Here is a 26,188-nt window from a genome sequence, read left to right as displayed (position 1 = left end):
GGATGGCATTCTATGACCGATAAAACGACTTGGCTACTGCAACACCCGTATTCGGCATTTGTTCTGGGATTGAAAGCGGCATGGGAAGGTGGCTTGTCTTCTGATGCGTTTGATCAGCTGTTTGCTCAAACCTGTGTTTGTCACATGCAGGGCCATGAGTTGAATGGCGCTCAGGCGTTACAGGCATTCATTCAGTCTGTCAGACTGAATATTGCCAATTTAACCCTGATCCCAGAAAACGTTATTGTTCAGGATGACATCCTGTATCTCTTTCACCGCTGGAAAGCAGACAGCTGGCATGAGGATGTGATTTCGGGTGGGGAATACGCTAACTTTTGTCTGGTTGCCATTCGCCTGCGTGACGGAAAAATAGCGGAGCTATGGCAACAAACCCAGAACTTTCTTTTTCTGCATGGTAGCGCCCTTTCTGAAGAGCGCTTGCCTTACCCTGTCTGGCAACATTCTTTGCTGGTTAAAGAAAACGGGAACCTGCATGTCGCCCGTGATGAACAGTCCGTGCGAATGAGTGAACGGGCCAAGCAGCTTATTGATTGTGTCTTTGGTCATGGTGCCTTGCGGCGGATTGACAGCCTGCTGCACCCAGAACTGACATTTCATAATGGCGATGTCACCGGTCATGGAATTGCTGAGTGGAAAAGTTTCATTTATGCATTGCGGACAGCGATAGGGGAGGAAGGCGTAGAGCTCTTCGATGAATTATTTATTCGTGATGGCAATTCGATAACCCTATTTGTCCGCATAGGATTGCCGCATGCCTCTTCCTTTGTGCTATCCAGCTTGAATGGCATGTGGTGCATGTTGAAGCTGGAGATGGACGATAGCCGCATTACAAAAATTCAAACTTATCCTGAAAACTACCTGTTTTTTCTGGGGCTTGATTTCTCTCAGCATGAAACGCGCCTGAAACAGCTCTTTCGCGGACACAGGCCGGAATTGGAGACAAAATCCCGACTGAAAGACCACGCAGGGGTAAAGACGTCATCATCACCCGAACCTGTGCAGAATGAACAAGTTGCGGTGGTTGGGATAGCAGGACGTTTTCCGCAGGCGGATTCAGTGGTGCAGTTCTGGCAGAACCTGATTGCAGGGAAGACCGCTTTCTCGGCGTTTCCGGAGGAACGTCCGTGGTTGTCTGCGGGAACGGTTATCCGTTCCGGCGGGTTTATTAATGACATTTTCCGGTTTGATGAACAATACTTCCAGATCCCGCCTTCGGTGGCACAGTATATGGATCCGCAGCATCGTCAGTTGCTTGAAGTCATTGTCCAAAGTATTGAAGACAGCGGCCACGCCAATCAGGATGTGAGCGGGGATCGTACCGCGCTCTTTGTTGCAGCCTTATCCAATGATTATGAAAAGTTGCTCAGGGATAAGGGTGTCGAGGAGAACTTCTATTATTGGGCCGGTAATGAACCGGCCATGTCATCAGGCCGGATAGCCCGTTTTCTGGATATTCAGGGGCCTACCCAATTCATTAATACCGAATGTACAGGCGGGAGCACGGCATTGCTTGGGGCGTGTGGGTTGATTCGCTCAGGGCAGGTCGATCAGGCCATTGTCAGTGCAACCAGTCTTTTCCTGCATCCTTATGGTTTTATTGCCCGTGAGGAGGGGATTTTGTCACCGCTGGCCGCCCCTGAGTTATTCAGCCAGCGCAGCAAGGGGCAACTGAGGGGGGAAGCGGTCGTCTCTGTGGTCCTTAAATCGCTGTCAAAAGCACAACAAGATGGCGATGATATTTATGCCATCATTGCGGGTGGCGCGGCAAATAATAGCGGACGAACCTTTTCCCTTATTTCTGCCAATGTTGAACAGCAGGCGAAAACCCTCCTGAAAGCTTGGCAGAATGCGGGAGTATCCACGGATGATTTCTCCGTTATTGAATGCAATGCCTCCGGTGTCAGGGCGGGAGATTTCACTGAAATTACCGCGTTAAAAAAAGTTTTTCGACCCGACCAGCATATCCATTTATCTACTGTAAAAGGGGCCATTGGGCACACCGAGGCGGCTTCCGGGCTGGTGGCGCTGGTGAAGGTTTTGCTGCAACTGCGTTATCAGACCATTATCGGGATTCAGGGACTCAGCGAAATTGATCATGGTCTGGGGATAGAAGATTCTGGGTTATCTCTCAATCATCAAAATAAAAAATGGCCCCTCCCCTCGAAGGAAGAGGTGTTACCCAGGATCGCGGGCATCAATTCATTTGCCGGAGGCGGGTACAACACCCACGTGGTTGTTAAGGAGTTTATCAGTCCCCCCGAGGTTGCGTGGGCGACAACGCCCGTATTAATACCGCTGTCATCGCATTCGGAAGCTTCGTTGCACGATCATGTTGTTCAGATAAAACGATATTTGCAGGAACACGATTTACAGGATAGGCATGTTGATTTAGCACGATTGGCATTCACATTACAGTCCCGTGAAGCGCGGCAATACCGGGTAATGCTGGGCGTATCCCATCTGCCTGAACTGATATTGCAACTGGATCGTGTACTGAGTGGCGATATCCGTATTCAAAATACCGAGGAACCCCAACAGGAAGAAGCGTTAAGCGCGGTATTGCAGGGGCAACAATCGCACTGTTCATTCCTGACAGATCCAAAGCTCACTGAATTGACACTCCGCTGGTTAAGGGGCGAAGAGCCGGATTGGTCACGCTTATGGGGAAACACACACCCGCACCGTTTGTCAGGTTTGCCCGTCCGGGCATTTTTAGGGGTTGTCCATCTCCCGCCATTTTCCGCCGATGAACCGATGACGTCATTAGAAGTGAATGATGGACAAAAATTCTGCCAATTCCGTATCAGCGCGTCTGTGCCTTATTTACGTGAACATAGGGTCAATGGGCAAGCAGTGCTTCCCGGTGTCGTCCAGCTTGAGTTTGTAAGACATGCGGCCATGCTGTTGCAGCCAGACAGCCCAGACAACAATGAAGGGAGCGCGGGTCTCCCTTCGGCAATCGATCCATTGGTTTTACGCAAATTGATTTTACGCAATGTGGGTTGGGTAAAGCCCATTATCATGGCAGAAACCGAGCAAGCACTGGATCTGACGGTAAATATTAAACCGGAATCGTCGTCGGCAGAAGAACGGGTTTTTGGTTTTGATCTCGCGTTGGGGACAGAGCAGGGTGAAGGCGCCGATGACCGGCCTTCCGGCTATTTTACTGGCGGCAGCATTGTTTTCTCACCGTTGCAGCACCCGCCTTCTCTGGATATCACACAATGCCGGCAATATTGTCAGGAACGCCGATTAACCACCGGACAATGCTATGACGTGCTCACGCTGCTTGGCATTCAAATTGGAGCGAAACATCAGGCTATTCAGGTGGTGATGATAGGGAAAGACGGCAATGGGAACCCTGCTGCACTGGCAAGACTGGTATCGCCATCCGATACCCCTCCTGTCTATGAATCTGCCCATCAATCCATTCCTTTCATGCTCTGCCCCGCCATCATGGATGGCGCACTTCAGGCAGCATATTTGGGATTATTGACCCCAGAAGATTTCAAGGATGGAGCCGTCACCCCCATTCCTTTTGCCGTTGATGAAGTGATGATCATTCGGCCGGTTAAAGATGAAGCATGGGCATGGGTGACGGAGTCGGTATCGCAAGCACAGGTCAGGAAAACGGATGTGGTCATTTGTGACAATGACGGAACCGTTTGTGTGGCTATCAAGGGGTTTTCAACGCGAGAGCAACGACCCGTCGCCGAGCCTCAGATTGTGTTGCAAACGGAGGAGCATCCGCTTCCAGCACAAGATCAGCCCGTACCAGACACCATCGTCAAGCAACTGAAAGACATAATAGGCAAGGAACTGGGTATACGGCCAACACAGTTGCGCGCTTCTGAGTCTTTGGATAAATACGGCATTGATTCGGCCATTGCTGTGCAACTGGTGGCGGTATTGGAAAAAACGTTTGGCTCACTGCCCAAAACGTTATTTTATGAATATAAATGTATTGCGGATATCGCCCGATATCTGGCAAGGAGTGTGGTTCATCATTCAGAGAAGCCCCCGATGGCTACGTTGGCTACAGTTCTTGAAAATACCGAACGGGGAAAGGGGCGGGAACGTTGCAGTCCATCGGTAAAATCTCTGCATTCTCCGTCTGATCAGCCGTTGGACATCGCCATCATCGGGGTCAGTGCAAAGTATCCCCAGTCAGAGAATATTGCTCAGGTTTGGAACAATTTGAAACAAGGCAAACGTTGCATCAGCGAAATTCCCCAAGATCGCTGGGATTGGCAACGTTATTACTGCGAAAATGACCACGAAAGCAATCAACCGCCCCGTGCGGGAGAACACCTGAGTAAGTGGGGTGGCTTTCTGAACGGTGTTGATGAATTTGATTTTGCGTTTTTTGACATTTCTGCAAGTGAGGCTGCGGCCATGGATCCTCAGGAGCGGTTATTCCTACAGGAAGCATGGAAAGCGATTGAAGATGCAGGCTATACACCCGACACTCTTGCGGCGGGCGACAAGCAAGAAAAGGATGGCATAAACGCGGTCGGGGTTTATGCCGGCTCAATGTACAGTGAATATCAACTGCATGACGTGGCTTCCGGTGAGCGGGAACAATCGGTCGGATTGGTGGGTAGTCAGGCCAGCATCGCCAACCGGGTTTCTTACTTCATGGATTTTCATGGGCCAAGCGTCACACTGGATGCCATGTGTACCTCTTCAATGGTAGCGATTCAACTCGCGTGTCAGGATCTGAAACAAGGACGCATCCACGCCGCCATTGTCGGTGGTGTTAACCTGACGCTTCATCCCAATAAATATTTAACCCTCAGCCGCAGGAAAATGCTCTCTTCATATCCAGAACTCAACAGCTTCGGAGAAGGTGGCAATGGCTATATTCCGGGGGAAGGCATTGGTGTTCTGGTATTAAAAAGCTTAGAAGATGCATTAAACGAAGGAGCACACATTTACGGTGTCATTCAAGGTTGCGCGGTCAATCAAAATGGCAGATCGAATGGATTTGGCGCGCCCGACCCGAAGGCACAGCAAGCGGTTATTGGGCAGGCGATGGCAGAAGCCGGTGTCAACGCAGCTGACATCAGCTACGTGGAAGCACACAGTACCGGTACGCACTATGGCGATCTGATTGAAGTGGATGCATTGACAAAAGTCTTTCAGCAACATGCCGGCCACCGTCATTTTGCGTGCCTGATTGGGTCAGGAAAGCCGAATTTCGGCCATTGTGAAGCGGCAGCCGGTGTTGGCAGTGTCATTAAAGTCTTGCTCCAGATGCAGCATAAAGTGATTGCACCGACACTGTATGGCGAAAGACTGAATCCCGACATCAACTTTGAACAAACGCCTTTCTCCGTTAATGCCGCCTTAATGGAATGGAGACCACGCAACAAGGCAGGCATCGACATGCCAAGAATAGCGGGCATTTCCTGTTTTGGCGCGGGCGGAACAAATGCGCACCTTATTCTGAAAGAGGCGGAACCGCCTGCACTGCTAGCGTCTGGGATAAACCTCCCCTGCGTCATTCTGCTTTCTGCGAAAACTGTCACGGCATTGCAAGGGCGCGTGAAACAGCTAATGGCATTTTTATCGCGGTATCCGTCCGAAAAGGGGGATCACGGTGAAGCGGCTGATCCCGTGCTGGCGCGGTTGGCATATACCCTACAGGTTGGGAGAGAGCATATGCCGATTCGGGTCGGTTTTCTTGTTCAAAATCGGGATGACTTATGCCAGCAGCTGACACAGTTTGAATATACCAGTGAGCACCACAGCGAGAACATCCCTGCGTTAGCTGGCGTCGCTCAATTTGAAGAGGAGGCATGGCAAGAGAGAATTCAGGGCTGGCTGGCGGATAATAACCGCCATGAGTTACTCAATGTCTGGAAAAAAGGGGCAAATGTCGAATGGCACACGCTCTATCGTCATAAGCTGCCTGTGCGGATGCCACTGCCTGCCTATCCGTTTGCGCGCTGCAAAATCGGATTACAAATGGTTACCGCCGCCTCATTATTGTCGGCCAGTGTCAAGGAGACGCGCTTATCCGGTGACCCATCCGGTGGCAATGTATTCGCTGATCACCCATTCGATTTCCTTGCCGATGGGTCGATGACCTTGAGGGAAAAAGCGGAACGATTTGTCGTCAGGACGCTGGAAAATATTGTCGGCCATGAAATTCCGGCACTCAATGCGCCATTTTCGGCACTGCATCTGACATCGTTGCATATTGTCCGTTTTCTGGATTTTTGGCAGGTTGTTTTCGGTACTTCCCTTCAATTCACGATTTTTTATGAACAACGAAATGTGAAGACTCTGGTTGAGGATGTGATTGCCCGTGGGCTTCTTGCAGAAGAACACATTGCCGCAGCGGCCGCGTTTTTAACCCCTGCCGCCGAGGAACACACAGAGCCCGCGTTCCCGCTTTCTGAACTCCAAGAGTCATTTGTGATTGGCCGCCAGCTATCTACCTATGGTCAACGTGTGGGCAGCACACTGTATTTTGAGCTGCATATTGCAAAATCAATTCCTCTGAAACAAATAGAATCAGCCTGGAATCATTTGGTTGATCACCATGAGGCGCTGCACACGGTTATTACCCCCCATTTTCAGCAACAGGTGCTGGAAGATTATGACTATTACGTGTTTCCGGTCGCTGACTTAACGGAATATTCAGATTCAGGGAAAGCCGATTATCTGAAAAACAGCCGGACGGCACTGAACTGTAAGGTCTTTGATTTAGCACACTGGCCCTATTTCGACATCAGGGCTGCTATTCTGGACGCTAAACAGGCTGTTGTGCAGATTGCACTGGATGAAGTGATTGCGGATGCTGCCAGCCTCTTCGTGCTGGTGGAACAGTTGCGCCATCTGTCAGAAAATCCTGATTATTCGTTGCCGGCAACCTACTCCTTAAGGAAATACGTCTCCTTAGTTGAGCAGATCCGCACAGGCGAGCATTTTCAGAGCAGTATGCAGTATTGGATTGATAAACTCAGGGATATGCCGGCCGGTCCTGATTTGAAATATCATCTTGCCCAGCACCCTGTGCAGCAGACGGTTCACTGTTTAAGTGCAGAAATGGGCGGTGAATTATGGTCAGCGATAAAAACACAGGCCGACATGTTGTCCTGTTCAACAGGGACGATATTGCTCACGGTATTTTGTGAAGTGCTTCATCAGTTTACTGGACAAGCGCGGTTCAGCCTCAATCTGACTAACTTAAATAGACTGGCCATCAATCAGCAGATAAGCGGGCTGGTTGGATTGTTGGCCAACAACAATATTTTTGTCTCCGAATGGGAGCCGGAACACACCTTTCAGTCACGCGTCATGACTTGCCAGCAACAACTCGATAGCGACGCCAACCACAGCTTTGTGGGTGCGGTTAATGTACTCAGGAAATTGCGCCAGAACCCGGCTAAGCGTGCAGACTTACACTTACCGGTGGTTTTTACGCATTTAATCTCCTCTGAGTTTCAACAGCCGCACCCTGAGGATGGCTGGTCCATTCAGCATATGATGAATACGACGCCTCAGGTCGCGTTGGATCATCATGTATTCGAAGTGAATGGACGGCTGGTCTACCGTTGGTATGTCGCGGATGCCTTGCTGGAACAAGGCGATGTCATTGCTCTGTTTGAAACTTACCGTCAAAAACTCATTGATCGGACGCAATCTTTTTCCGGGCAGCTTTTTTCCGACCTCTCTATTTCAGACCAATTTGTTTCAGACCAATTTGTTTCAGAGCAATTTGTTTCAGACAGGCAGCCGTGGGATGGGCCAGAGAGAGAACGGGACACCTTTTTCCCCCTGCTTGGCATTCAAAAAGCCTTGTACGCGGGACAAATGATGCCGGCAAAACGGGGAGGGAAAGCCTGCTGCTGCCATCTTGAGTTTGACATTGATGTGCTTGATATCCTCCGACTAACCAGAGCGTGGAATGACATTGTTGCTGTTCATCCGGTGCTTAGGACACGTTATCTGACGTCATTGCATCAAGAAGTGCTGGATGCCGTTCCTGAATATCCCATTCTGACCGAAAAGGTGATTGGGACTGAAAATGTATTTGATCAGCGGTGCAATGACATCCGCAATGAGATGTTGCGGGCGCATTATTCTGCGGGGGAATATCCGGGATATCGCCTGCGAGTGTGTGAGTTTGACGGGCAGAAAAGCCGTTTGTTTGTGAATTTTGATTTTATCCTGATTGATGGAAAAAGTATTTTTCTGATACTGAGCCAGTTGTTCAACAGATATAAATCAGAAAGTTATGGATTACCGCTACAAGAGATCACATTTCAGCATTTTGTCGGCCATTACCCGCGTCAGCAGAATACGTTAGCCGGTTCAACGGCAAGGGATTATTGGCATGATAAATTTTCCCGAATGCGACAGGGGCTTGGCGGGCTAACCTCATTGGCTCATCAGACGTCACTTCCGGCGCAGCTGACCGAGAGAGTGCCTTATTACCGCCAGCTGCGGGCGTTAGCTGAAAGGCTGGGGGTTTCTGTTGACAGTATCCTGTTGGCGGCTTTCGGGTTGACGCTTTTCAATTGGAACAGGTTGAAAACGGGGAACGATGAGCCTGTGACCATCGCCGTTGTGTCCTGGGACCGATATGCTGAACTGCCCGAAACCACAACGGGCATATTTACCCGCCTCAGTTGGGTGAGTTTTTCAGAGACATTGCCCGCATCCTTGTCGGCAACAACTCTGTCGGCAACAACCCAGGTGCCCGAACCACTGATCCTTCAGGTTCAAGCTCAGTTAGATAACGATCGGCACCACGGCTCCGTTGATGAGCTGGAGGTGGCAGCGCACTATCCTGATTTGCATTTCCCTGTTGTTTACACCTGTTTATTGGCCTACGACGCCGACTTCCCTGAACCCATCTATAGCGTTTCTCAAACACCGGGGGTTGCCCTCGATAATATTTCTACTGTGCTCGATTCCTCGTCTCTCCGACTCCAGTGGGACATGCTGGCGTGTGGCCGGACGGAATGGTCAGCGGTATTTGCACAATATTGTTCTTGTCTCAAAAAATGGTTTTTTCAGGAATGAATTGCTCAATTTTGCCCACCAAGCAAAACGCCTTGCTGACATTATGCGTGGAACTCTGCAACGGTGGATGGAATGCCAAAAGATGAGGATAAACAGGGGAACGGCTATGGGCGGAAAATCTAAGATGAACAATATCAATGAATTAATTAAGGTGTTTATGACTGAACATGCGGTTGATTTCAGCGGTGATCTGTTTGATCAGGGAATGACATCGAAATCAATCATGCAGTTGCTGATTCGTATTCGGGAACGTTTTGACGTTGATATTGACCTTGATGAGTTTTTGCATACCCCCACGATGGAACGCCTGAATCATTTAATTATCAGGCAAATTGAGAACAATAAGCAGGATACCGGAGAGTCTGCAATAACCGACTACCAACATTCAGGGATCTTACAACGGCTCGGGCAATTGATGTCAGGCAAGGGACTGAAACCCGATCAGGATTTTTTTGAGCAGGGTTTCAGTTCGCTCAATGTGATGGAGCTTATCCTGGCCGTGAAAAAAGAGTTTGGTGTAGAACTTGAGCTTGAAACGCTTTTGTCAAAGCCGACGCTGAATACGTTGGCAATGCTGATTGATCAACAACAAGCAGGCCTTGCTCAACCTCCCATTTTTCCGGTGGACAATGAACTATCAGTACTTTCATCGTTATCTGAAAAACAGGCATTCAAAGAAAAACAATTCAACATCCGCCAGTTGAATAGCAGCTATGACACAGTGCGTGCCAAATGCCTCTCGCCTGAGCAGTTTCAGCGTCAATACAACGCTCGCCGTACTTTCAGATCATTTGATAAAGCACCGATGCAAAGGGAGAGCGTACTGGGATGGCTGAGCGCACTGAATGCCATGCTGATTGATGGCAGCCATCGATATCTCTATCCGTCGGCGGGCGGCACATACAGTGTTCAGATTTATGCAGAGATAAAATCCGGCAGGGTCGGGGGATTTTCAGCCGGATTTTATTACTATAATCCGGTTGAACATAAGCTCGATAGAATTTCATCAGCAGAACTGCCCCAAAACAGCCATTTTTACTATAACCGTACCTACTATGAGAATGCACACTGTTGCTTGTATTTTGTCGTTGAGTACGACGGTATTGCTCCGCTGTATAAAGATAAAAGTGATTTTTTTGCGGCAATTGAAATAGGGGCGATTGTCCAGCTGCTTTCACAAAAACAGGCGCACTATCATATTGGTTCTTGCCCGTTATCCGGCGTTGATGAAGCGTCTTTAGCGGAAGTCCTAAAACTGAAAGAGAGCCAGCGAACCCTTTTGGGGATGGCGTTCGGGCCAGTGGCTCAGTCACAACCCTGGGAAGAGGAGAGCCGCCTCAGGACGCTGGAGCAGGATATCGCCATTATTGGCGTGCAGGGAAAATACCCCGGCGCACCGGACTTCGGGACATTCTGGAATAACCTAAAAGAGCAGAAGTGTTGTTTCTCCCGAGTTCCGGATAATCGTTGGGGGGCAAAGGAACGTTTTGAACATTGGGGCGGGTTTGTCAATGCCATTACGGACTTTGATTCTGATTTTTTTGGCATTCCCGCGGCTGAACTGGAACGGGTGCCCGCTCAGGAGGCCTGTTTTTTAACCCGTGTTTATGAGCTGTTGGATTGTGCCGGCTATAACGGGGAAAATTTGCAGAGTTTGGGGCAACGTGTCGGCGTCTTCACTGGCGTGATGTGGAATGATCCGGCCAACCCGACAGAAGGAACTGAGACGGCTCTGGCATCAGATAGCCATGCTCCCTTCTCATCAATCGCGAACAGGGTATCCTGGTTTTTCAATTGGACCGGCCCCAGTGTTGCCATCGATACGAGCTGTTCATCTTCATTAACCTCTATTCATCTTGCCTGTCAGGCGATTGTGCAAGGCGATTGCGATGCGGCTGTGGCGGGCGGGATCAATCTTTTTGCCCACCCCTCCCATTTTACTAACCTCAAGCGGTTTAACATGATTTCTGAACGTTCAGATGCACAGGCATTTGGCGAGGAAGCGGCCGGCATAATTCCGGGAGAAGGGGTGGGTGTTGTCCTGTTGAAGCCGCTTTCTCAGGCGGAAGCAGACAAAGATCATATTTGGGGAGTGATAAAGGGAGGCAGCATTGCCCATAGCGGCAGAGTATCGGGCTATGGGGTGCCTTCCACGCAACAGCAAAGTGAACTGATCAAAAAGACATTACAGAAAACAGGCTATGACGCTGATTCTGTCGATTATATCGAAGCCGCCGCCGCAGGCACCGTATTCGGGGATGCATCCGAGATCCTCGCCATACAGACCGCCTTTGCAGAACGCCACTCTCCACTGTTTGTTGGCACGCTTAAACCAAATATCGGGCATCTTGAATCCGCTTCAGGGATATCGCAATTAACGAAAGTGCTGCTGCAAATGAAGCACGGCTGTTTATTGCCCGTCATGCCCTATAACACCCTTAACCCGTTGATAAAATTGGATGGCAGTCCGGTCAATATTGTGGCTGAACAACGTCAGTGGCAGGGTACACGACAACATCCCAAGCTGGCGATGGTGAACAGTTTTGGCAGTACGGGTTCCTGTGCGAATCTCTTGCTGCAAAGCTATCATCCACCCGCGCACGCTTTGCAGGAAAGCATGAATATCAACCTGCCGGAATTGTTTGTTTTATCAGCGAAGTCACCTGACTGTTTGCGGAGCTATGCAGAGCGCTGGGTGCATTTTTTTGAATCGGAATCGGGATCGGAAAATGCCGGGAAAATCTGCCTGAAACAGGTGTTTGCCGTCACTCAGGCCGGACGGGAGCATTTTGAACAACGCTTGGCCATTCCCGCCAGCGCATTATCAGAACTTCTCACTAAGTTGAAACACTGGATTGCAGAAGGCGATGGAGTGGGTATTTATCAAGGTTGTTGTCAGGGTCGTATTTCTGCCGCCAATGCAGATGGACAACATCATCTGGCCTTCAATGTGGATCAGAGCCATGAGATTGCAGAGGCTTGGGTAAGGGGCCAATGGCAGGATTGGCGGCATTTTTACAGGGATGAGCCGCTTCCCAAAATGCCACTGCCGGTTTATCCGTTTTATGAATCTCATCCGGGGTCATCACTCATGCATACGGATAGCCCTGCTGAGCCTGTCATCAGCAATCGCGCCTTGGTGGACCGTATTTCTTCTGCACAAGGGACAGGCGAGAAACCGCTCAGCATCAAAGCACTCTTGCTTTCTCTGATTGCCCGCATCCTGCAACAGCCCTTGGAACAAATAAATAGCAGCGTAAGTCTGTTTGCTTTGGGGATGTCATCATCTCAGGCGATCAAACTGGTACGGATGGTGGATCAATATACGGGAATCAGCCTTCCGATCGCCATTTTACTGGAGAAGAATTCAGTGGCTGAACTGGCAGATTACCTGATGGAACAGCATGGCGAAATACAGGTCAATGCTATCGCGATACCTGAACACCCAGCGCCGGCCCAGACCATGAATGCCAATGTTGTCGCGGAACAGACGAGAAGGCCCGAAACATATCGGTTATCAGAAGGCCAGAAGGGATTGTGGGTGCTGCATAAACATGCTTCCCAAAACAGGGCTTACAACTGTCCGGTATGTTTCCGGGTGAACGACCTGATAGATCAACAGATATTCCAACAAGCACTGGATCTACTGGTCAGGCGCTATCCGATACTGGCGGCAACGATTTTTGAAGAAGAAGGGCTTCCCTATCTGTTCAATAATCCCAACAGTACCATCACGGTGAATGTTGAAACTGGGAGGTCATTGAGCGGGCCGGAACTTGAAACTTATTTGTCTGAGAAGATCAATCAACCTTTTGATTTCGACCGCGATGCTTTGCTACGGGTACATTTGCTGCCTCTCTCTGAAAAAGAGACCCTCATTTTACTGTGTGCACACCATATTATTGTGGATGGCGTTTCCATTAACCCCATGATTTCGGCGTTATTCCACTTTTATCACCTGTTGTCGGTGCATCAGAAACCGGTTTTTGAAGCAGGGAAGGACAGTTGGTACGACTTTGTTCAGCAAGAACAAGTGTTGTTGCAAAGTGACGAAGGAAAACGCCGGTTGGAATATTGGGTTGATGCACTGGCAGACGCCCCGGTTTCAACAAAATTGCTTGCGGACAATTCATACCTGAACGTTGAGAAATATCAGGGAGAAACACTGACACGGACGTTATCCGCGCATTTTTCAGAGAAACTCAAGGTATTTGCCAGCACACAATCTGTTTACCTGCCATCCGTTTTCTTAAGTGTGTTTCAGTTAGTTGTCCACCGTTTTACCGGACAGAACGATATTGTCATTGGGATGCCGACCGATGCCAGAACAGAAGAGCATCAGCGGGAAGAAGTTGGCTACTATGTTTATCCGCTCCCGATCCGCAGCCAGTTCTCAAAAGAGATGCCTTACCCGCTGTACCTGAAAGCGTTGCAACAGAGGGTACTGGATGGTTTAGCCCATGCCCTGCCTTTTCCGGTCGTGGTAAGAGCCTTAAATCTGTCTCAGGGCATGGATGACGCCCCCCTGTTCCAGATGGCCTTTGTTTACCAGCAATCCATTGATCACCCATCAATTGATCACCCGTCAATGCCGCAAGGGGAATTTCAGGCTTCAGGCACGCAGATGCCGACAGAACATTTAACCCAGTACTCTCAGAGTGGAGAGTATGAGTTTATGTTAGAAGTCGTTGAGGCGGCAGACACATTCACATTGAACGTGAAATACAACCCTTCCGTATATCGCCAGTCAACCGCGTTGAGAGTGATGGAACATGTAGAGAGGGTGTTGCAGGAAGTCGTTGAACAGCCAGACCGGAGGCTGATTGATTTTCCACTGACGGATCAAAAAGAGTCTGTCCAAATCCTTGAGGAATGGAATCGTACCGCCATCAATCTGGGGGAAGCGTGTTGCGTGCATGAACTGTTTGAGCAGCAGGCCGCAAAAACACCGGACGCTGTGGCCGTGGTATTTGAAGAGGTGACACTGACGTATCAGCAACTCAATGTGAAAGCAAATCAACTGGCGTCCTGTTTGCAGGAGCTTGGGGTTCAGCAGGGAACATTGGTCGGTATTTGTATGCAGCGTTCAGTGGAAATGATTGTTGGCTTGTTGGGTATTTTAAAAGCGGGTGGGGCTTATGTTCCCCTTGAACCCAGCTATCCTCCCCAGCGCATTGCCTATATTTTGCAAGATTCGGGGATTTCCGTTGTTTTAACGCAGAAGCCGCATCAGCCTATTTTTACCCACTTTAATGGGAAGCTTGTTTTTCTGAATGCCCAGAGTACCGAGTTGCAGTCTCAGAAAGCCTTGTCCAACCCGATAGGGAGGAGCACGCCAGACAACCTTTGCTACGTGCTGTATACGTCAGGTTCAACCGGTGCGCCAAAGGGTTGTATGTTGCCTCATTCCGCCATCGTCAACCGCCTGCGTTGGATGCAGGATAAGTATCGGCTAAATGTCACGGATAATGTCCTGCAAAAGACGCCCTATAGTTTTGATGTCTCCGCATGGGAATTTTTCTGGCCATTGATGTCAGGTGCGACGCTGATTTTTGCCGCACCGGAAGGACATAAAAACCCTGATTATCTTATCCGGCTGATTTGTGAGAAGCAGATCACCACCTGTCATTTTGTACCTTCCATGCTGGATGTGTTCATCAATACCCGTGAAAGCGAAAAATGTGTTTCATTAACGCGTATTTTTACCAGCGGTGAGGCATTGCCCTATAGCGTGCTGGAGTGTGTAAATCAAAAATTGCAGGTAAAACTCCATAATTTATATGGTCCGACAGAGGCCGCCATTGATGTCAGTTATTGGGAAGGAGAAAAACGGGAAGATAAAAAAACACTGATAGGAAAACCCATTGCGAATACGCAGCTGTATATCGTGGATGATCGCATGAATCTTTTGCCTGTTGGCGCGCCGGGAGAATTATTAATTGGCGGAGCAGGTCTGGCTAAAGGGTATTTAAATTTACCGGAACGGACTGAGCAGAGCTTTATTTCCAACCCGTTTGCCGACGATCCGGCAGAAAAAGTCTACCGCACTGGCGACCTTGTCAGATGGTTGGCGGATGGCAATATTGAGTTTCTGGGCAGAATGGATAATCAGGTCAAGATCAGAGGATTCCGCATTGAATTAGGTGAGATTGAAACGTGCCTGAAACACTGCAAGGATGTTAAGACGTGTGCGGTTCTGTTAACGGAAGATCGGCATTCAGGCAATTTCATTACGGCTTATGTGGTATTGCACCCGAATGTGGCTCTCTCTGTCAAGGCGCTCAAGGCTTTTCTGAGACAGCGCTTGCCGGATTTCATGGTTCCTGCGCAACTGGTGCTATTGGATGCATTGCCGGTTACGAGCAACGGAAAGCTTGATAGGAAGGCGTTGTCTGCATTACAGGCAATCCCCCTGTCCGAGACAGCGTTTGTTGCTCCCTCTTCTGCCATCGAACGACAATTGGCAAATATCTGGCAAGACGTTCTCAATCTGAAGCAGATTGGCATTAACGATAATTTCTTTGAATCAGGGGGGCACTCGTTAACCGCAATCACACTCCTGTCCCGCATTCAGGAGGCATTTCCTGAAAACAATATTTCTTTAATTCAGTTTTATCAGGCACCGACTATTGCCGGCATGATCCCCTATATCAGCGGCACCGAAAGCGCAGAAAAAGGGCTTTTGTCATTGTTGCATCGCAATCAGGAAGAGACCCAGATGACATTGGTATGCGTGCCTTATGCCGGGGCAGCTGCAACGGTATACCAGCCACTGGCACATGCACTAGCGAAAAAGAACACCGGATATTCAGTCTATGGTGTCACGATCCCCGGCAATGCATTTGGTAGCAGGTATAAAGAAGTTGACATGGACTATGACACGGTTGCTGAACTCTGTGCCAGAGAAATAGTAGAACAGATCCCAGGGAAAGTGGCCATTTATGGTCACTGTGTTGGAAGTTATCTGGCACTGGAAATTACCCGTAGGCTTGAATTAAAAGGAAAACCTGTCGAGTTTTTAGTGGCTGCGGCTGCTTTCCCGTTACCCCGCATTATCCGTTATCTGCCGTTCAATGATCGATGGAAGCATAAAAGCGATAGAGCTTTATTACAGTTACTCAAAAAATGGGGAATTCCCGTCAATAAGGAACTGGAGGATTCTGTCGCCCGCTTTTTAGTCTCCCGTTTCAGGAAAGATGCAAAACTGGCCTATCAATATGAAAAGAAACGGGGTGATTGGCGGATAAACGCGCCACTGATGAATTTAGTGAGCAAGCAGGATCCTTTAACCAAAAAGTATGCATCTCAGTACCTGAAATGGAAGCAGTGTGCTCATGAAGTCAGTTTGATCACATTAGAAGAGGGGCATCACTATTTCATTGCAACCTATCCAGAACAGGTAGCCGGTGCTATTGAGCAATTCAAACTTAATCAATTGACTTTCGTGGATCCTAACGTCCTGTAGCAATGGATGATTGGCAAAACGTAAGAGGGAATAGAGATGAAATTACAGAGCAAGATATTGGTTCGATTTTGCTGGTCATGGGTCGCGGTGATGTGTCTGGGTACAATAATCCACGGCATTTACCGGACTTGGTGGGTAATGGAAGGGGCAAGCGGCAATATACAGCCCAACCTGTTAAACCCTAATCAGACTAACGATATGGGATATATAAAACATCACTATATGTCCTATTTCCATTTGATTACCGGCATTGTGCTTTATGTATTGGGGCCTATTCAGTTCGTTGATCGTATCAGGCGCACATGGCCGAAAATCCATAAGTGGTCGGGGTATTGTTTCTTTGTCACCATTTTGGTGGTGGGTGTCACCGGGATTTTAATGGCAATTTTATTTCCAGTCGGGGGCACCTCAGAAACGGTTTCATCAATTTTATTTTCGCTGATCATGGTCTTCTGCGTCCTGAGAGCGATTGCCATGATTTTAAAAAGGAAAGTTGAGCTTCATCGTCAGTGGATGATCCGCAGTTATATGATTTCACTCGGCCCCGCCACCATGCATGCTTTTATTCCGCTTTTTATCCAGATTGGCGGAAAAGGCATTGGTGAAGCCCTTGCACTGTCTTTATGGATTGGATTCACCATCCATCTCATTTTGGCAGAGGTTTGGATCAATAACTCACGGCCATCAGAAAAAAGGCAAGTTCCTGAATCAAAAAAACAGAAGTATGAGACTTCGGCCTCAGTCTCTCAGGAAAGATACGAAATTACGCTTTAGGTTGTTTTGAGAGATAGCTTTCCCCTGTTGCACATTGCTGACAGGAAAAAAGCAGGATGTCGTTGTGTGACGATTGATTAATCTTTGCATTTATATAAGGACTGGGCATGAAATCTTCTAACTGGATAGATAACGCAGCGTCGAGTTATGCACGTTGGGTTGTGAAAAGGCGTTATCTCAATCTTATTTTGGTTTGCATTGTATTATTTTTTACTTTCAAGGGAATGGAAAACCTGGCATTTACCAGTAGTTATAAGGTCTTCTTCAGTCGGGAAAACCCATTTTTGAATGCGTATGAATCAATGCAGAAAACCTACAGTAATGGTGATAGCGCCTTGATTGTACTGGCACCGAAGGATGGCAATGTTTTCAGTAAAAAGTTTCTTTCCGTAGTGGAGAAGTTAACCGAAGAAGCCTGGCAGGTTCCGAATGCGTATCGAGTTGATTCTATAACTAATTTTCAGAATACCAAAGCGGATGATGACAATCTGGAAATCAAGAAATTGGTTCCTGATGCGGCAAGGTTAACAGAACGAGACTTAGTGGAAATCAAGAAAACAGCACTGAATGAACCTCTGTTAGTTAAACGTATCATTTCTGAAAATGGGGATGTGACTGCGGTAAACGTATCTGTACGCTTGCCGGACGGAGACGACAAAATTGTTGCTGAAGTCGCCGCATATGTTCGCCAACTAAAACACCAGTACATGCAGATGTATCCAGAAGTTGATATCTATCTGACGGGTGTGGCGATGATGTCAAATGCCTTCCCCGAAATCAGTATTAAGGAGATGTCAACTACAATCCCTATTGTGTTTCTGATTGTTCTTGTTCTGTCTTTCCTGGTGCTGCGATCGTTCAGTGCAACTTTTGTAGTCTGTCTGGTGATTGTTTTTTCCATTATTGCGGCATTGGGCGCAGCCGGATACATGGGAATCAAACTCACTCAGGTTTCCGCCAATGTACCTGTCATTGTCATGACACTGGCGGTTGTTGACAGTATCCACGTTCTGGTAACCATCATTCATCGTATGAAGCAAGGCGACAGTAAGCATGATGCGATAGTGGAGAGCTTAAGGATAAATTTCTCTCCAGTTGTCATTACCAGTGTTACCACCGCAGTGGGATTCCTGGGTCTGAATCTGAGTGATGCACCACCATTTCACGATTTGGGCAACATGACGGCAATAGGGATGGGGGCCGCATTGTTTTATGCCTTATTTTTACTACCCGCGTTGCTTGCTGTTTTACCTGTCAGAGTGAAACCCAGCGTACAGAAAAAGCAGTTTTTCATTGAATTTCTGGCGAATTGGATTATCGACAACAGAAGAAAACTACAGTTTGGCACTGTGGCGTTTGGACTCATCATGCTTGCCTTTATACCCAGGCTGACGGTGGATGAAAATTTTGTCAAAAATTTTGCCGAGGGCCTTGAAATCAGGGACGACTCTGATTTTACCCAAGATCATTTAACCGGACTTTTCAATATGGAGTTTTCGTTAGGTGCAGGGAAAGAAGGTGGAATAAATGAACCCGAATATATGGCGAAAGTGGACGAGTTTGCGAATTGGTCACGTGCTCAGCCGGGAGTGATGAATGTCAATGTTATCACTGACACAGTAAAACGCATCAACCGAAGCATGAATGGCGATAATAGGGATGACTACAGATTGCCAACAAACAGAGAAGCAATTGCTCAGTATCTTTTGCTATATGAAATGTCCCTTCCTTTGGGTTTAGATCTTAATGATCAGATTGATGTCAGTCGTTCAGCAACCAAAATGACCATCACGTTCTCTGATTTAAGTACCTTTGAAATGCAAAGGGCAAAAGAGGCACATGAACAGTGGCTGATAAATAATGCACCTTCATCAATGCATGTACATGCAGCCAGCGCATCTTTAATGTACACCTACTTGATGAACACCAATATCAAAGGATTATTAGTCGGTACAGCTATCTCGTTTCTGTTTATTACTCTCTGTTTGGGGATAGTTTTCCGTAGTGTGAAATATGCATTGATTAGCATGTTGCCTAATATATTGCCCATTTTTATGGCGTTCGGTTTATGGAGCATCATTGATGGGGTTGTGGGAATTGCGGCTGCAACAATTGCTACCATGACTTTAGGGATTGTTGTCGATGATACAGTCTATTTTGTTTACAAATATCTTCGTGCACGCCGTGAACACAAAATGGAACCCGAAGATGCCGTGCGTTATTCCTTCTCAACCGTTGGTATCGCTCTGTTATCAACCAGCATAATTTTTATCTGCGGCTTTGGCTCTATGGTGCATTCAGATTTTTTAATGAATACACAAATGGGGATTTTTACCGTCATGACAGTGACTTTTGCACTTTTGCTTGATTTCTTTTTATTGCCAACATTGCTGATAGCAATAGATGGTAAGGCTAAGAAAGATAAGCCCTCCGTTCCAGATAAGCCACTAATGATAAAAATATGACACTGATTATGAAGGCACTAAATAAATAATTAGGGTGTTTTTAGGAGAAAACATAATGAAAAAACGCTTTGTTCGGATTTTGGGAATAAAAGGAATTTCACTGGTATGTCTATTTATTTTAGGGTTATTTAGTTTCTCCACATTCGCTTCAGAAGCGCGAGGAAGAGAAATTCTACAAGAGGTAATCGCCAGAGATAACGGATTCGGTGATACAGTCACTGATATTAAAATGACGCTGCTGAATGCAGAAGGCCAAGAAAGCCATCGCTTTTTAAAGATTAATACACTGGAAGTGGCCGGAGATGGTGACAAACTATTAACTTTTTTTGAACAACCCAGAGATATAAAAGGTACGGCCTTATTAGCCTTTACTCATTTAGACAAGGATGATGAGCAGTGGATATATTTGCCTGCCACAAGGCGTGTAAAGCGTATCTCTTCCGGCAATAAATCGGGATCTTTTATGGGAAGCGAATTTGCCTATGAAGATTTGGCTTCCGAAGAAATTGAAAAATATAAAATGTACACCTATCTGGGTGAAAAGCCTTGTGGAAAACAAAGTTGTTTTATTGTTGAGAGAAAACCCGTTGATAAAGAATCAGGGTATGCTCGGCAGATTGTGTGGATAGACAAAGATTTTTACCGATTTATCAGAATTGATTATTACGATCGCCGTAATGCATTGTTGAAAACAAGAACATTTGATGATTACCAACTTTATATGGATAAGTATTGGCGTTCTTCCGAAATAACCATGAAGAACCATCAATCGAGCAAAACAACGAAATTGGTCGTAAGAAACATTCAATTTCAGGTTGGCTTAACGGATCGGGATTTTGATATTGCCACCTTGAAAAGATCGAGATAACACCCGGGGGTACAGACGATGAGGTCAAAAATAAGTACTAAGGGGAACTTTATTTCACCACTGGTCAGTGCATTGGCAATGTTCGTTTGTTGGAATGTATCAGCAGGAAAACTTGATGTGTCTTTAGGATGGGAACAACGGGGTTTTTTTGAAAAAGGCGTGTCTGATGGACAGGAAACTGAAAGCCATTCGTTTCAGGCGGGAGGAAAGTACTTTACTGAATGGGATGATGATAAACAACATGTAGTTATCGATGCGTTATATCGAAAAGATTCCAGCAGTAATAACAGAGTGCCTTTTGAACCACGGGATTTGTATTGGGGATATGTTCATGATTCATGGGAACTTTATGCTGGTTTCAGGAAAGTCTTTTGGGGTGTCACGGAGTTTAGTCATCCTGTGGATATTATTAATCAGTCAGATTTGGTTGACGATCCTTTTGGAAATGAAAAACTCGGTCAGCCGATGATTAATTTAACCAAAGTTAATGACTGGGGTATCTTTGATCTGTTTCTTCTTACCGGATTTAGAGAGAGAACTTTTCCTGGTCATAAAGCAAGGTTACGTGCTGAACTGGATATTGACAGCCGAAATGCGGTTTATCAGCATACTGATAAAAAATCAAAGCTGGACTTTGCTGTGCGTAGTCATCATACATTAGGTAACGTCGATTTAGGATTATCCTATTTTAATGGCACTGAACGCACCCCGGAGTTTGTTCTAAACAGTAATAACCAGCTTGTTCCTTATTACGGTCAAATTCAGCAGCTCGGATTGGAATATCAATGGAACATTAATAATTGGATCGTCAAATGGGAAGGGGCTTACAGGCAAAAAGATAGCCATTTTTCGACAAGCCCTAAAACATCATTTTTAGTTTATTCCGGCGGATTGGAATATACACATTATGGTGTTTTTGGAAGTAGAGCTAATTTGACTTTTTTCCTCGAGTATATGAAAGATACGCGTAATAAATTTTCAGACACGCCTTTTGAAAATGATGTTTTTGCTGGTGTTCAGTTTTCTGCAAATGATGAACAAGACATGGTTTTGTTTTTAGGTGTGACTCAGGATGTTCATCATGGCACCAGAGCATGGACATTTAATGGCAGCAGACGCTTTGGCGATAATTTCAAATTATCATTGAATGGTGCCATTTTTGAAAACTTAAGTTCTGGCGATCTTTTATATAGCTTCCGTAATGAAAGTTATATTGGCATGAAGTTTATCTATTTCTTTGGTGTCTAAAACTGATTAAAGGGTTAAAAATGAAAAAGGAAAACTTTCTGAGTCTGTCTGAAAGACATCAACAGGAAGTATTATCAGAATTACTGGGTCTAAGTCCTGTTCAGTCTTCCTCTGGAACGCTTAATGAACGGCTAGCCAAGCATAATTTGGATAATATTTCGCTGGTTTCATTGTTTGAATCAATCGCCGCAAACTATTCTGAAAAAACAGCCGTGGTATTAAATAATGAGAAGATGAGTTATGACGAGCTGAATAAGCGAGCAAACCAAGTTGCACACTATTTAATTGAAAAAGCACCAGAAAGCAAATGCATAGGTATCTTTTTAGAACCATCTTTTGAAATGGTTATCAGCATTATAGGGATATTGAAAGCGGGTTATGCCTATTTACCAATAGATATTAATAATGCTGATGAAAGAATAAAATCGATTCTTAATGATGCAAAACCGGACATTATCATCACAAAAAGTGTATATTTGAATTCGCTATCTGGATTTTCGGATGAGGTTTTCTGTTTTGATAGTCACGATTCGGCACTTTTACATTCATTAGCATTAAATCCCAAGAAAGATATCAAGGGCACGCAATGGGCTTATGTCATCTATACCTCGGGTTCAACAGGAATACCAAAAGGGGTACCAATCGCACATTACAATGTGGTTCATCTTTTCCGTGCGACAGAAAGACTATTTAATTTTTCTGATAAAGATATTTGGACCTGTTTTCACTCAATAGCATTTGATTTCTCCGTTTGGGAAATTTGGGGTGCGCTTTTAAAAGGAGGAATACTGGTATTGGTTCCTTATAATATCAGTCGCAATCCTCCCAAGTTTTATGAGTTATTGGTACGTGAAAAAGTAACAGTATTAAATCAAACCCCAACGGCATTTAGATTACTGATGCAAACAGATGACTATATGTCAAACAAAACAGAACCTCTTAGCCTGCGATACGTTATTTTTGGTGGGGAAATGTTGAATATGTCAAGTCTTCGTCAATGGACAGACAAGTATGGATATCAACAACCTGAATTAATCAATATGTATGGTATTACAGAAACAACAGTACATGTTACTTTTCATAAGATTAGCCCAGATGATTTAATCAATAATGTAAGCCCGATCGGGTTACCTTTACCAGGAGTGATAATTTACTTATTAAATGAAGCAGGTCAGCCAGTAAAAGAAAATCAGGCTGGAGAGATGTATATTGCAGGCTTAGGTGTTGCCAATGGTTATTTAAACCGTCCGGAATTAAGCCGTAAGAAATTCATTACTAACCCCCTTGATGAATTATCTTCAAATTTATACCGTACTGGTGACCTTGCCCAGTATATGGAAAATGGTGAGTTGTGTTATCTGGGACGTATTGATAATCAGATTCAAATTAGAGGATTTCGGGTTGAACTGGGTGAGATTGAATCTGCAATGCGGAAATTAAGTTTTGTAAAGGATGCTATTGCGACTATATATGGACAAGAACAAAACTATGGACAAGAACAAAACGACTTGAAAATTATTGTGGTATATCAATCTAATGCAGCTAATGAGATTAAGCATAAAGAGATCAGGCAGCGATTGAAAGAGTATCTTCCTGATTATATGCTGCCGGATTTTACGGCAAGGGTTGGGGAATTTCCAATGAATAAAAATGGCAAGTTAGACCTAAGCCAGATTCGATGGGATAAAAAGGGCATGGCTGATGGAGATGTGATATGAACAATAGTGATTATATTAAAATTAGCCCGATTCTATTTTTTTAAGCAATCTATCAAATTTAAGCAATTAATTGCGGTTTTTGTTTATCTCCAATAAACTTATTTTTGATATTTGTAAAAATAGAATATAGGGGAGTGACAATGATTGGTTATATCACATTGGGTACAAATGATTTTTCCCGTGCAGCTAAATTCTACGATGAGCTGCTTGCTGAGTTAGGTGCTCTGCGTGTCATGGAAACACCGGATTTTATCGCCTGGGGGCCGGATTTTAATGTAACAAATCTATGCATTATTAAGCCGTTTGATGGTAATCCGGCAACAGTGAGTAATGGGGGAATGATTGCACTCAATGTTGACAGTCAAGAAAAGGTCAATCAAGTGTATAACAAAGCTATTGCCCTTGGAGCAGCAGATGAAGGAAAGCCAGGTCCTCGTGGCGAGCATGGTTTTTATGCTGCTTACTTCAGAGATCTTGACGGTAATAAATTGAATGTCTTCTGTATGTTACCGGGATAATCTCTATTATTAGGATGCACACAGGCAACTATTATAAAGTTGCCTGTGCACACCCTAACACACATTTTCATGAATAAGTTCAGTTTATTAGAAAAGGAGATGTTTATTATTAAATGACGAAATATTTGATGTTATTATATAAATGAAATTGATAATAATAAAAGTGATTTCAATACATACTTAAATACTTCGTATTTTCTCAATACTAAATAAATTTCATTTAGCATTGGCATATACTTTTATCTCTGTTTTCTAAAGTGAGGGGTGAGTAATTAAAGTTGAAAAAATATGAATGCATTTTTATATAAAGTTTATTACCACTATTTTTAGTAAAAAATATTTATACCCTATGGATTTCAAGATGCAACTTGAAAGAAGATGGGTATATATGTTTTTATTATGTATATCTTCAATAATGGTCTGTGTATGAATGAATCTCTATAGGTCTTTCATTACATTTAACATTAAATGGAATTTATTGATATGAGTGAAAAAAACAATACACTAATTGCCTCATTGGTAAATGAAGGTACGTCGGCTGTTGGTTATTCGGCTGAGGAAATTTTATTAAGGTTGTTATATCAGTTAATTATTATTCTTATTGTTACACGACTTTTTGTTTGGATTAGTCGCTCTTTTTTAGGGCAAACGGCCGTTGCAGGAGAAATATTGGCAGGCTTGGTTTTAGGGCCAAGTGTAGCAGGAGCATTATTTCCAGAACTCATGGGAAGTATTTTTCCAAAAGAAAGCTCAACGATTTTTATAGGAATTTCTCAGATTGGGCTAATTTTATTAATGTTTGAGATAGGGCTTGAATTTGAGTTCGGAGAGAAACTAAAAAAGAGTCGATTTGCGGTCGCTGTGATAAGTATTGCGGGTGTTTTTCTGCCTTTTACGGTAGGTTACTTTTCTGCTGAATGGATATGGAACTCTATTACAGTCCCACGCCCTGATAAGAATACTTTCCAATTGTTTTTTGCTTTAGCGTTATCGATTACTGCTATTCCAGTTCTGGGAAGGATTTTTATGGAATTGGGGTTGGCTCACACGCGAACAGCGGCTTTAATAATCGGAGCTGCCGCAATTGATGATATAGTTGGTTGGATATTATTGGGTGCTATATTGACACTCTTTGTCTCTAACTATCAGTTAGATCAATTTATATTTAATATATTTGGTATAGTTATTTATATCATACTGATATTTTTGATTGTCAGACCACTTCTGCGTCGTTGGCTTTCTTCGAGATTAAGAAAAGAAAAACGATTTAGCCATACCACTATGGCCTGCATTATCATTGTTCTGTTTTTGTCTGCTTCTGTAACGAGTTATCTGGGGATTTTTGCCCTAATCGGTAGCTTTGCTATTGGGGTAGTGTTACATGAAAATAGAGAGTTCGTCATACGCTGGAAAGAAAGTATTGGTAGTTTGGTGCATGTATTTTTTCTCCCAATATTTTTCACGTATACGGGGCTTCGCACAGATATTGGTAGCCTTAATGGGCCCGATGAATGGATGATGTGTTTACTGGTATGCTTGTTGGCGTTTGCTACAAAATTTGGGGGAACCTACATTGCAAGTCGATTTTTAGGTGAAAATCGGCGTATTGCTGCGACGATTGGTATTTCAATGAACACAAGAGCTTTAATGGAGCTTATTGTTCTCAATATTGGCTATGATTTGGGAATTTTGCCACCTAACATCTTTACCATGTTAGTTATTATGGCTATTTTGAGTACGTTCATTACAACGCCCCTGATCCGCCGATTAATGAGGGTATCATAGAGTAACCCTTTATTTAAGGTGGAAAAAGGCTTCATTTGTGATTGGATAATGCTCGCTAAACAAATTGTATTTGTATAAGAATACCGAACACCTAAAAAGCCTGCAATATTATTAACATGACAATGAGGTATAACGATGAAATTGAAACCAACCAAACACCATTATTCCGTTGAATTGAAGCTGGAAGCTGTTCAGCAGGTTGTTCTCCATCAGCAACAGATTGTCGATGTCGCCCGTTCACTGGAGGTCGATAGCAGTACCCTGAGAAAATGGAAAAAGCAATCCTA

Annotated in this window: 10 protein-coding genes; all 10 read left to right on the top strand. The window is 45.3% G+C overall.

The annotated features are described in order from the left end of the window. Positions 1-12: 12 nt before the first annotated feature. Positions 13-9,060, top strand: coding sequence for a beta-ketoacyl synthase N-terminal-like domain-containing protein (locus tag FE394_RS05770; protein ID WP_319925451.1), 9,048 nt, complete (start codon positions 13-15; stop codon positions 9,058-9,060). A gap of 106 nt (positions 9,061-9,166) precedes the next feature. Continuing rightward, positions 9,167-16,525, top strand: coding sequence for a non-ribosomal peptide synthetase (locus FE394_RS05765; protein WP_319925450.1), 7,359 nt, complete (start codon positions 9,167-9,169; stop codon positions 16,523-16,525). Positions 16,526-16,561: 36 nt separating this feature from the next. Continuing rightward, positions 16,562-17,299, top strand: a complete 738-nt coding sequence (locus FE394_RS05760; RefSeq protein WP_319925449.1) for a DUF2306 domain-containing protein — start codon at positions 16,562-16,564, stop codon at positions 17,297-17,299. A gap of 107 nt (positions 17,300-17,406) precedes the next feature. After that, complete coding sequence (locus FE394_RS05755) at positions 17,407-19,764, top strand: efflux RND transporter permease subunit (protein ID WP_319925448.1); 2,358 nt, start codon at positions 17,407-17,409, stop codon at positions 19,762-19,764. Positions 19,765-19,819: 55 nt separating this feature from the next. Continuing rightward, positions 19,820-20,632: an outer membrane lipoprotein-sorting protein gene (locus tag FE394_RS05750; RefSeq protein WP_319925447.1), complete on the top strand. Its 813-nt coding sequence runs from the start codon at positions 19,820-19,822 to the stop codon at positions 20,630-20,632. 18 nt (positions 20,633-20,650) lie between these two features. After that, positions 20,651-21,880 carry a hypothetical protein gene (locus FE394_RS05745; RefSeq protein ID WP_319925446.1) on the top strand — a complete coding sequence of 410 codons (1,230 nt, stop codon included), beginning with the start codon at positions 20,651-20,653 and terminating at the stop codon, positions 21,878-21,880. 20 nt (positions 21,881-21,900) lie between these two features. After that, positions 21,901-23,598, top strand: coding sequence for an amino acid adenylation domain-containing protein (locus tag FE394_RS05740; RefSeq protein WP_319925445.1), 1,698 nt, complete (start codon positions 21,901-21,903; stop codon positions 23,596-23,598). Between the two features lie 140 nt (positions 23,599-23,738). After that, a complete protein-coding gene (locus FE394_RS05735) occupies positions 23,739-24,116 on the top strand; it encodes a VOC family protein (protein WP_319925444.1) in 378 nt (125 codons plus the stop codon). Positions 24,117-24,599: 483 nt separating this feature from the next. Beyond that, complete coding sequence (locus FE394_RS05730) at positions 24,600-25,901, top strand: cation:proton antiporter (RefSeq protein ID WP_319925443.1); 1,302 nt, start codon at positions 24,600-24,602, stop codon at positions 25,899-25,901. Between the two features lie 135 nt (positions 25,902-26,036). Further along, positions 26,037-26,188, top strand: a 152-nt coding sequence (locus FE394_RS19885; RefSeq protein ID WP_419836307.1) for a transposase, incomplete at its 3' end; no start/stop codon positions are given.

This window comes from Xenorhabdus littoralis (assembly GCF_033949345.1).
Lineage (GTDB): Bacteria > Pseudomonadota > Gammaproteobacteria > Enterobacterales > Enterobacteriaceae > Xenorhabdus > Xenorhabdus littoralis.
The sequence above is the reverse complement of the archived record's forward strand: the minus strand, read 5'-3'. Positions and strand labels throughout refer to the sequence as shown.

Coding starts and splice junctions, on each gene's coding strand:
- FE394_RS05730 (WP_319925443.1), top strand. CDS start 24,600: ATGAGTGAAAAAAACAATACACTAATTGCCTCATTGGTAAATGAAGGT.
- FE394_RS05745 (WP_319925446.1), top strand. CDS start 20,651: ATGAGGTCAAAAATAAGTACTAAGGGGAACTTTATTTCACCACTGGTC.
- FE394_RS05770 (WP_319925451.1), top strand. CDS start 13: ATGACCGATAAAACGACTTGGCTACTGCAACACCCGTATTCGGCATTT.
- FE394_RS05735 (WP_319925444.1), top strand. CDS start 23,739: ATGATTGGTTATATCACATTGGGTACAAATGATTTTTCCCGTGCAGCT.
- FE394_RS05755 (WP_319925448.1), top strand. CDS start 17,407: ATGAAATCTTCTAACTGGATAGATAACGCAGCGTCGAGTTATGCACGT.
- FE394_RS05760 (WP_319925449.1), top strand. CDS start 16,562: ATGAAATTACAGAGCAAGATATTGGTTCGATTTTGCTGGTCATGGGTC.
- FE394_RS05740 (WP_319925445.1), top strand. CDS start 21,901: ATGAAAAAGGAAAACTTTCTGAGTCTGTCTGAAAGACATCAACAGGAA.
- FE394_RS05765 (WP_319925450.1), top strand. CDS start 9,167: ATGGGCGGAAAATCTAAGATGAACAATATCAATGAATTAATTAAGGTG.
- FE394_RS05750 (WP_319925447.1), top strand. CDS start 19,820: ATGAAAAAACGCTTTGTTCGGATTTTGGGAATAAAAGGAATTTCACTG.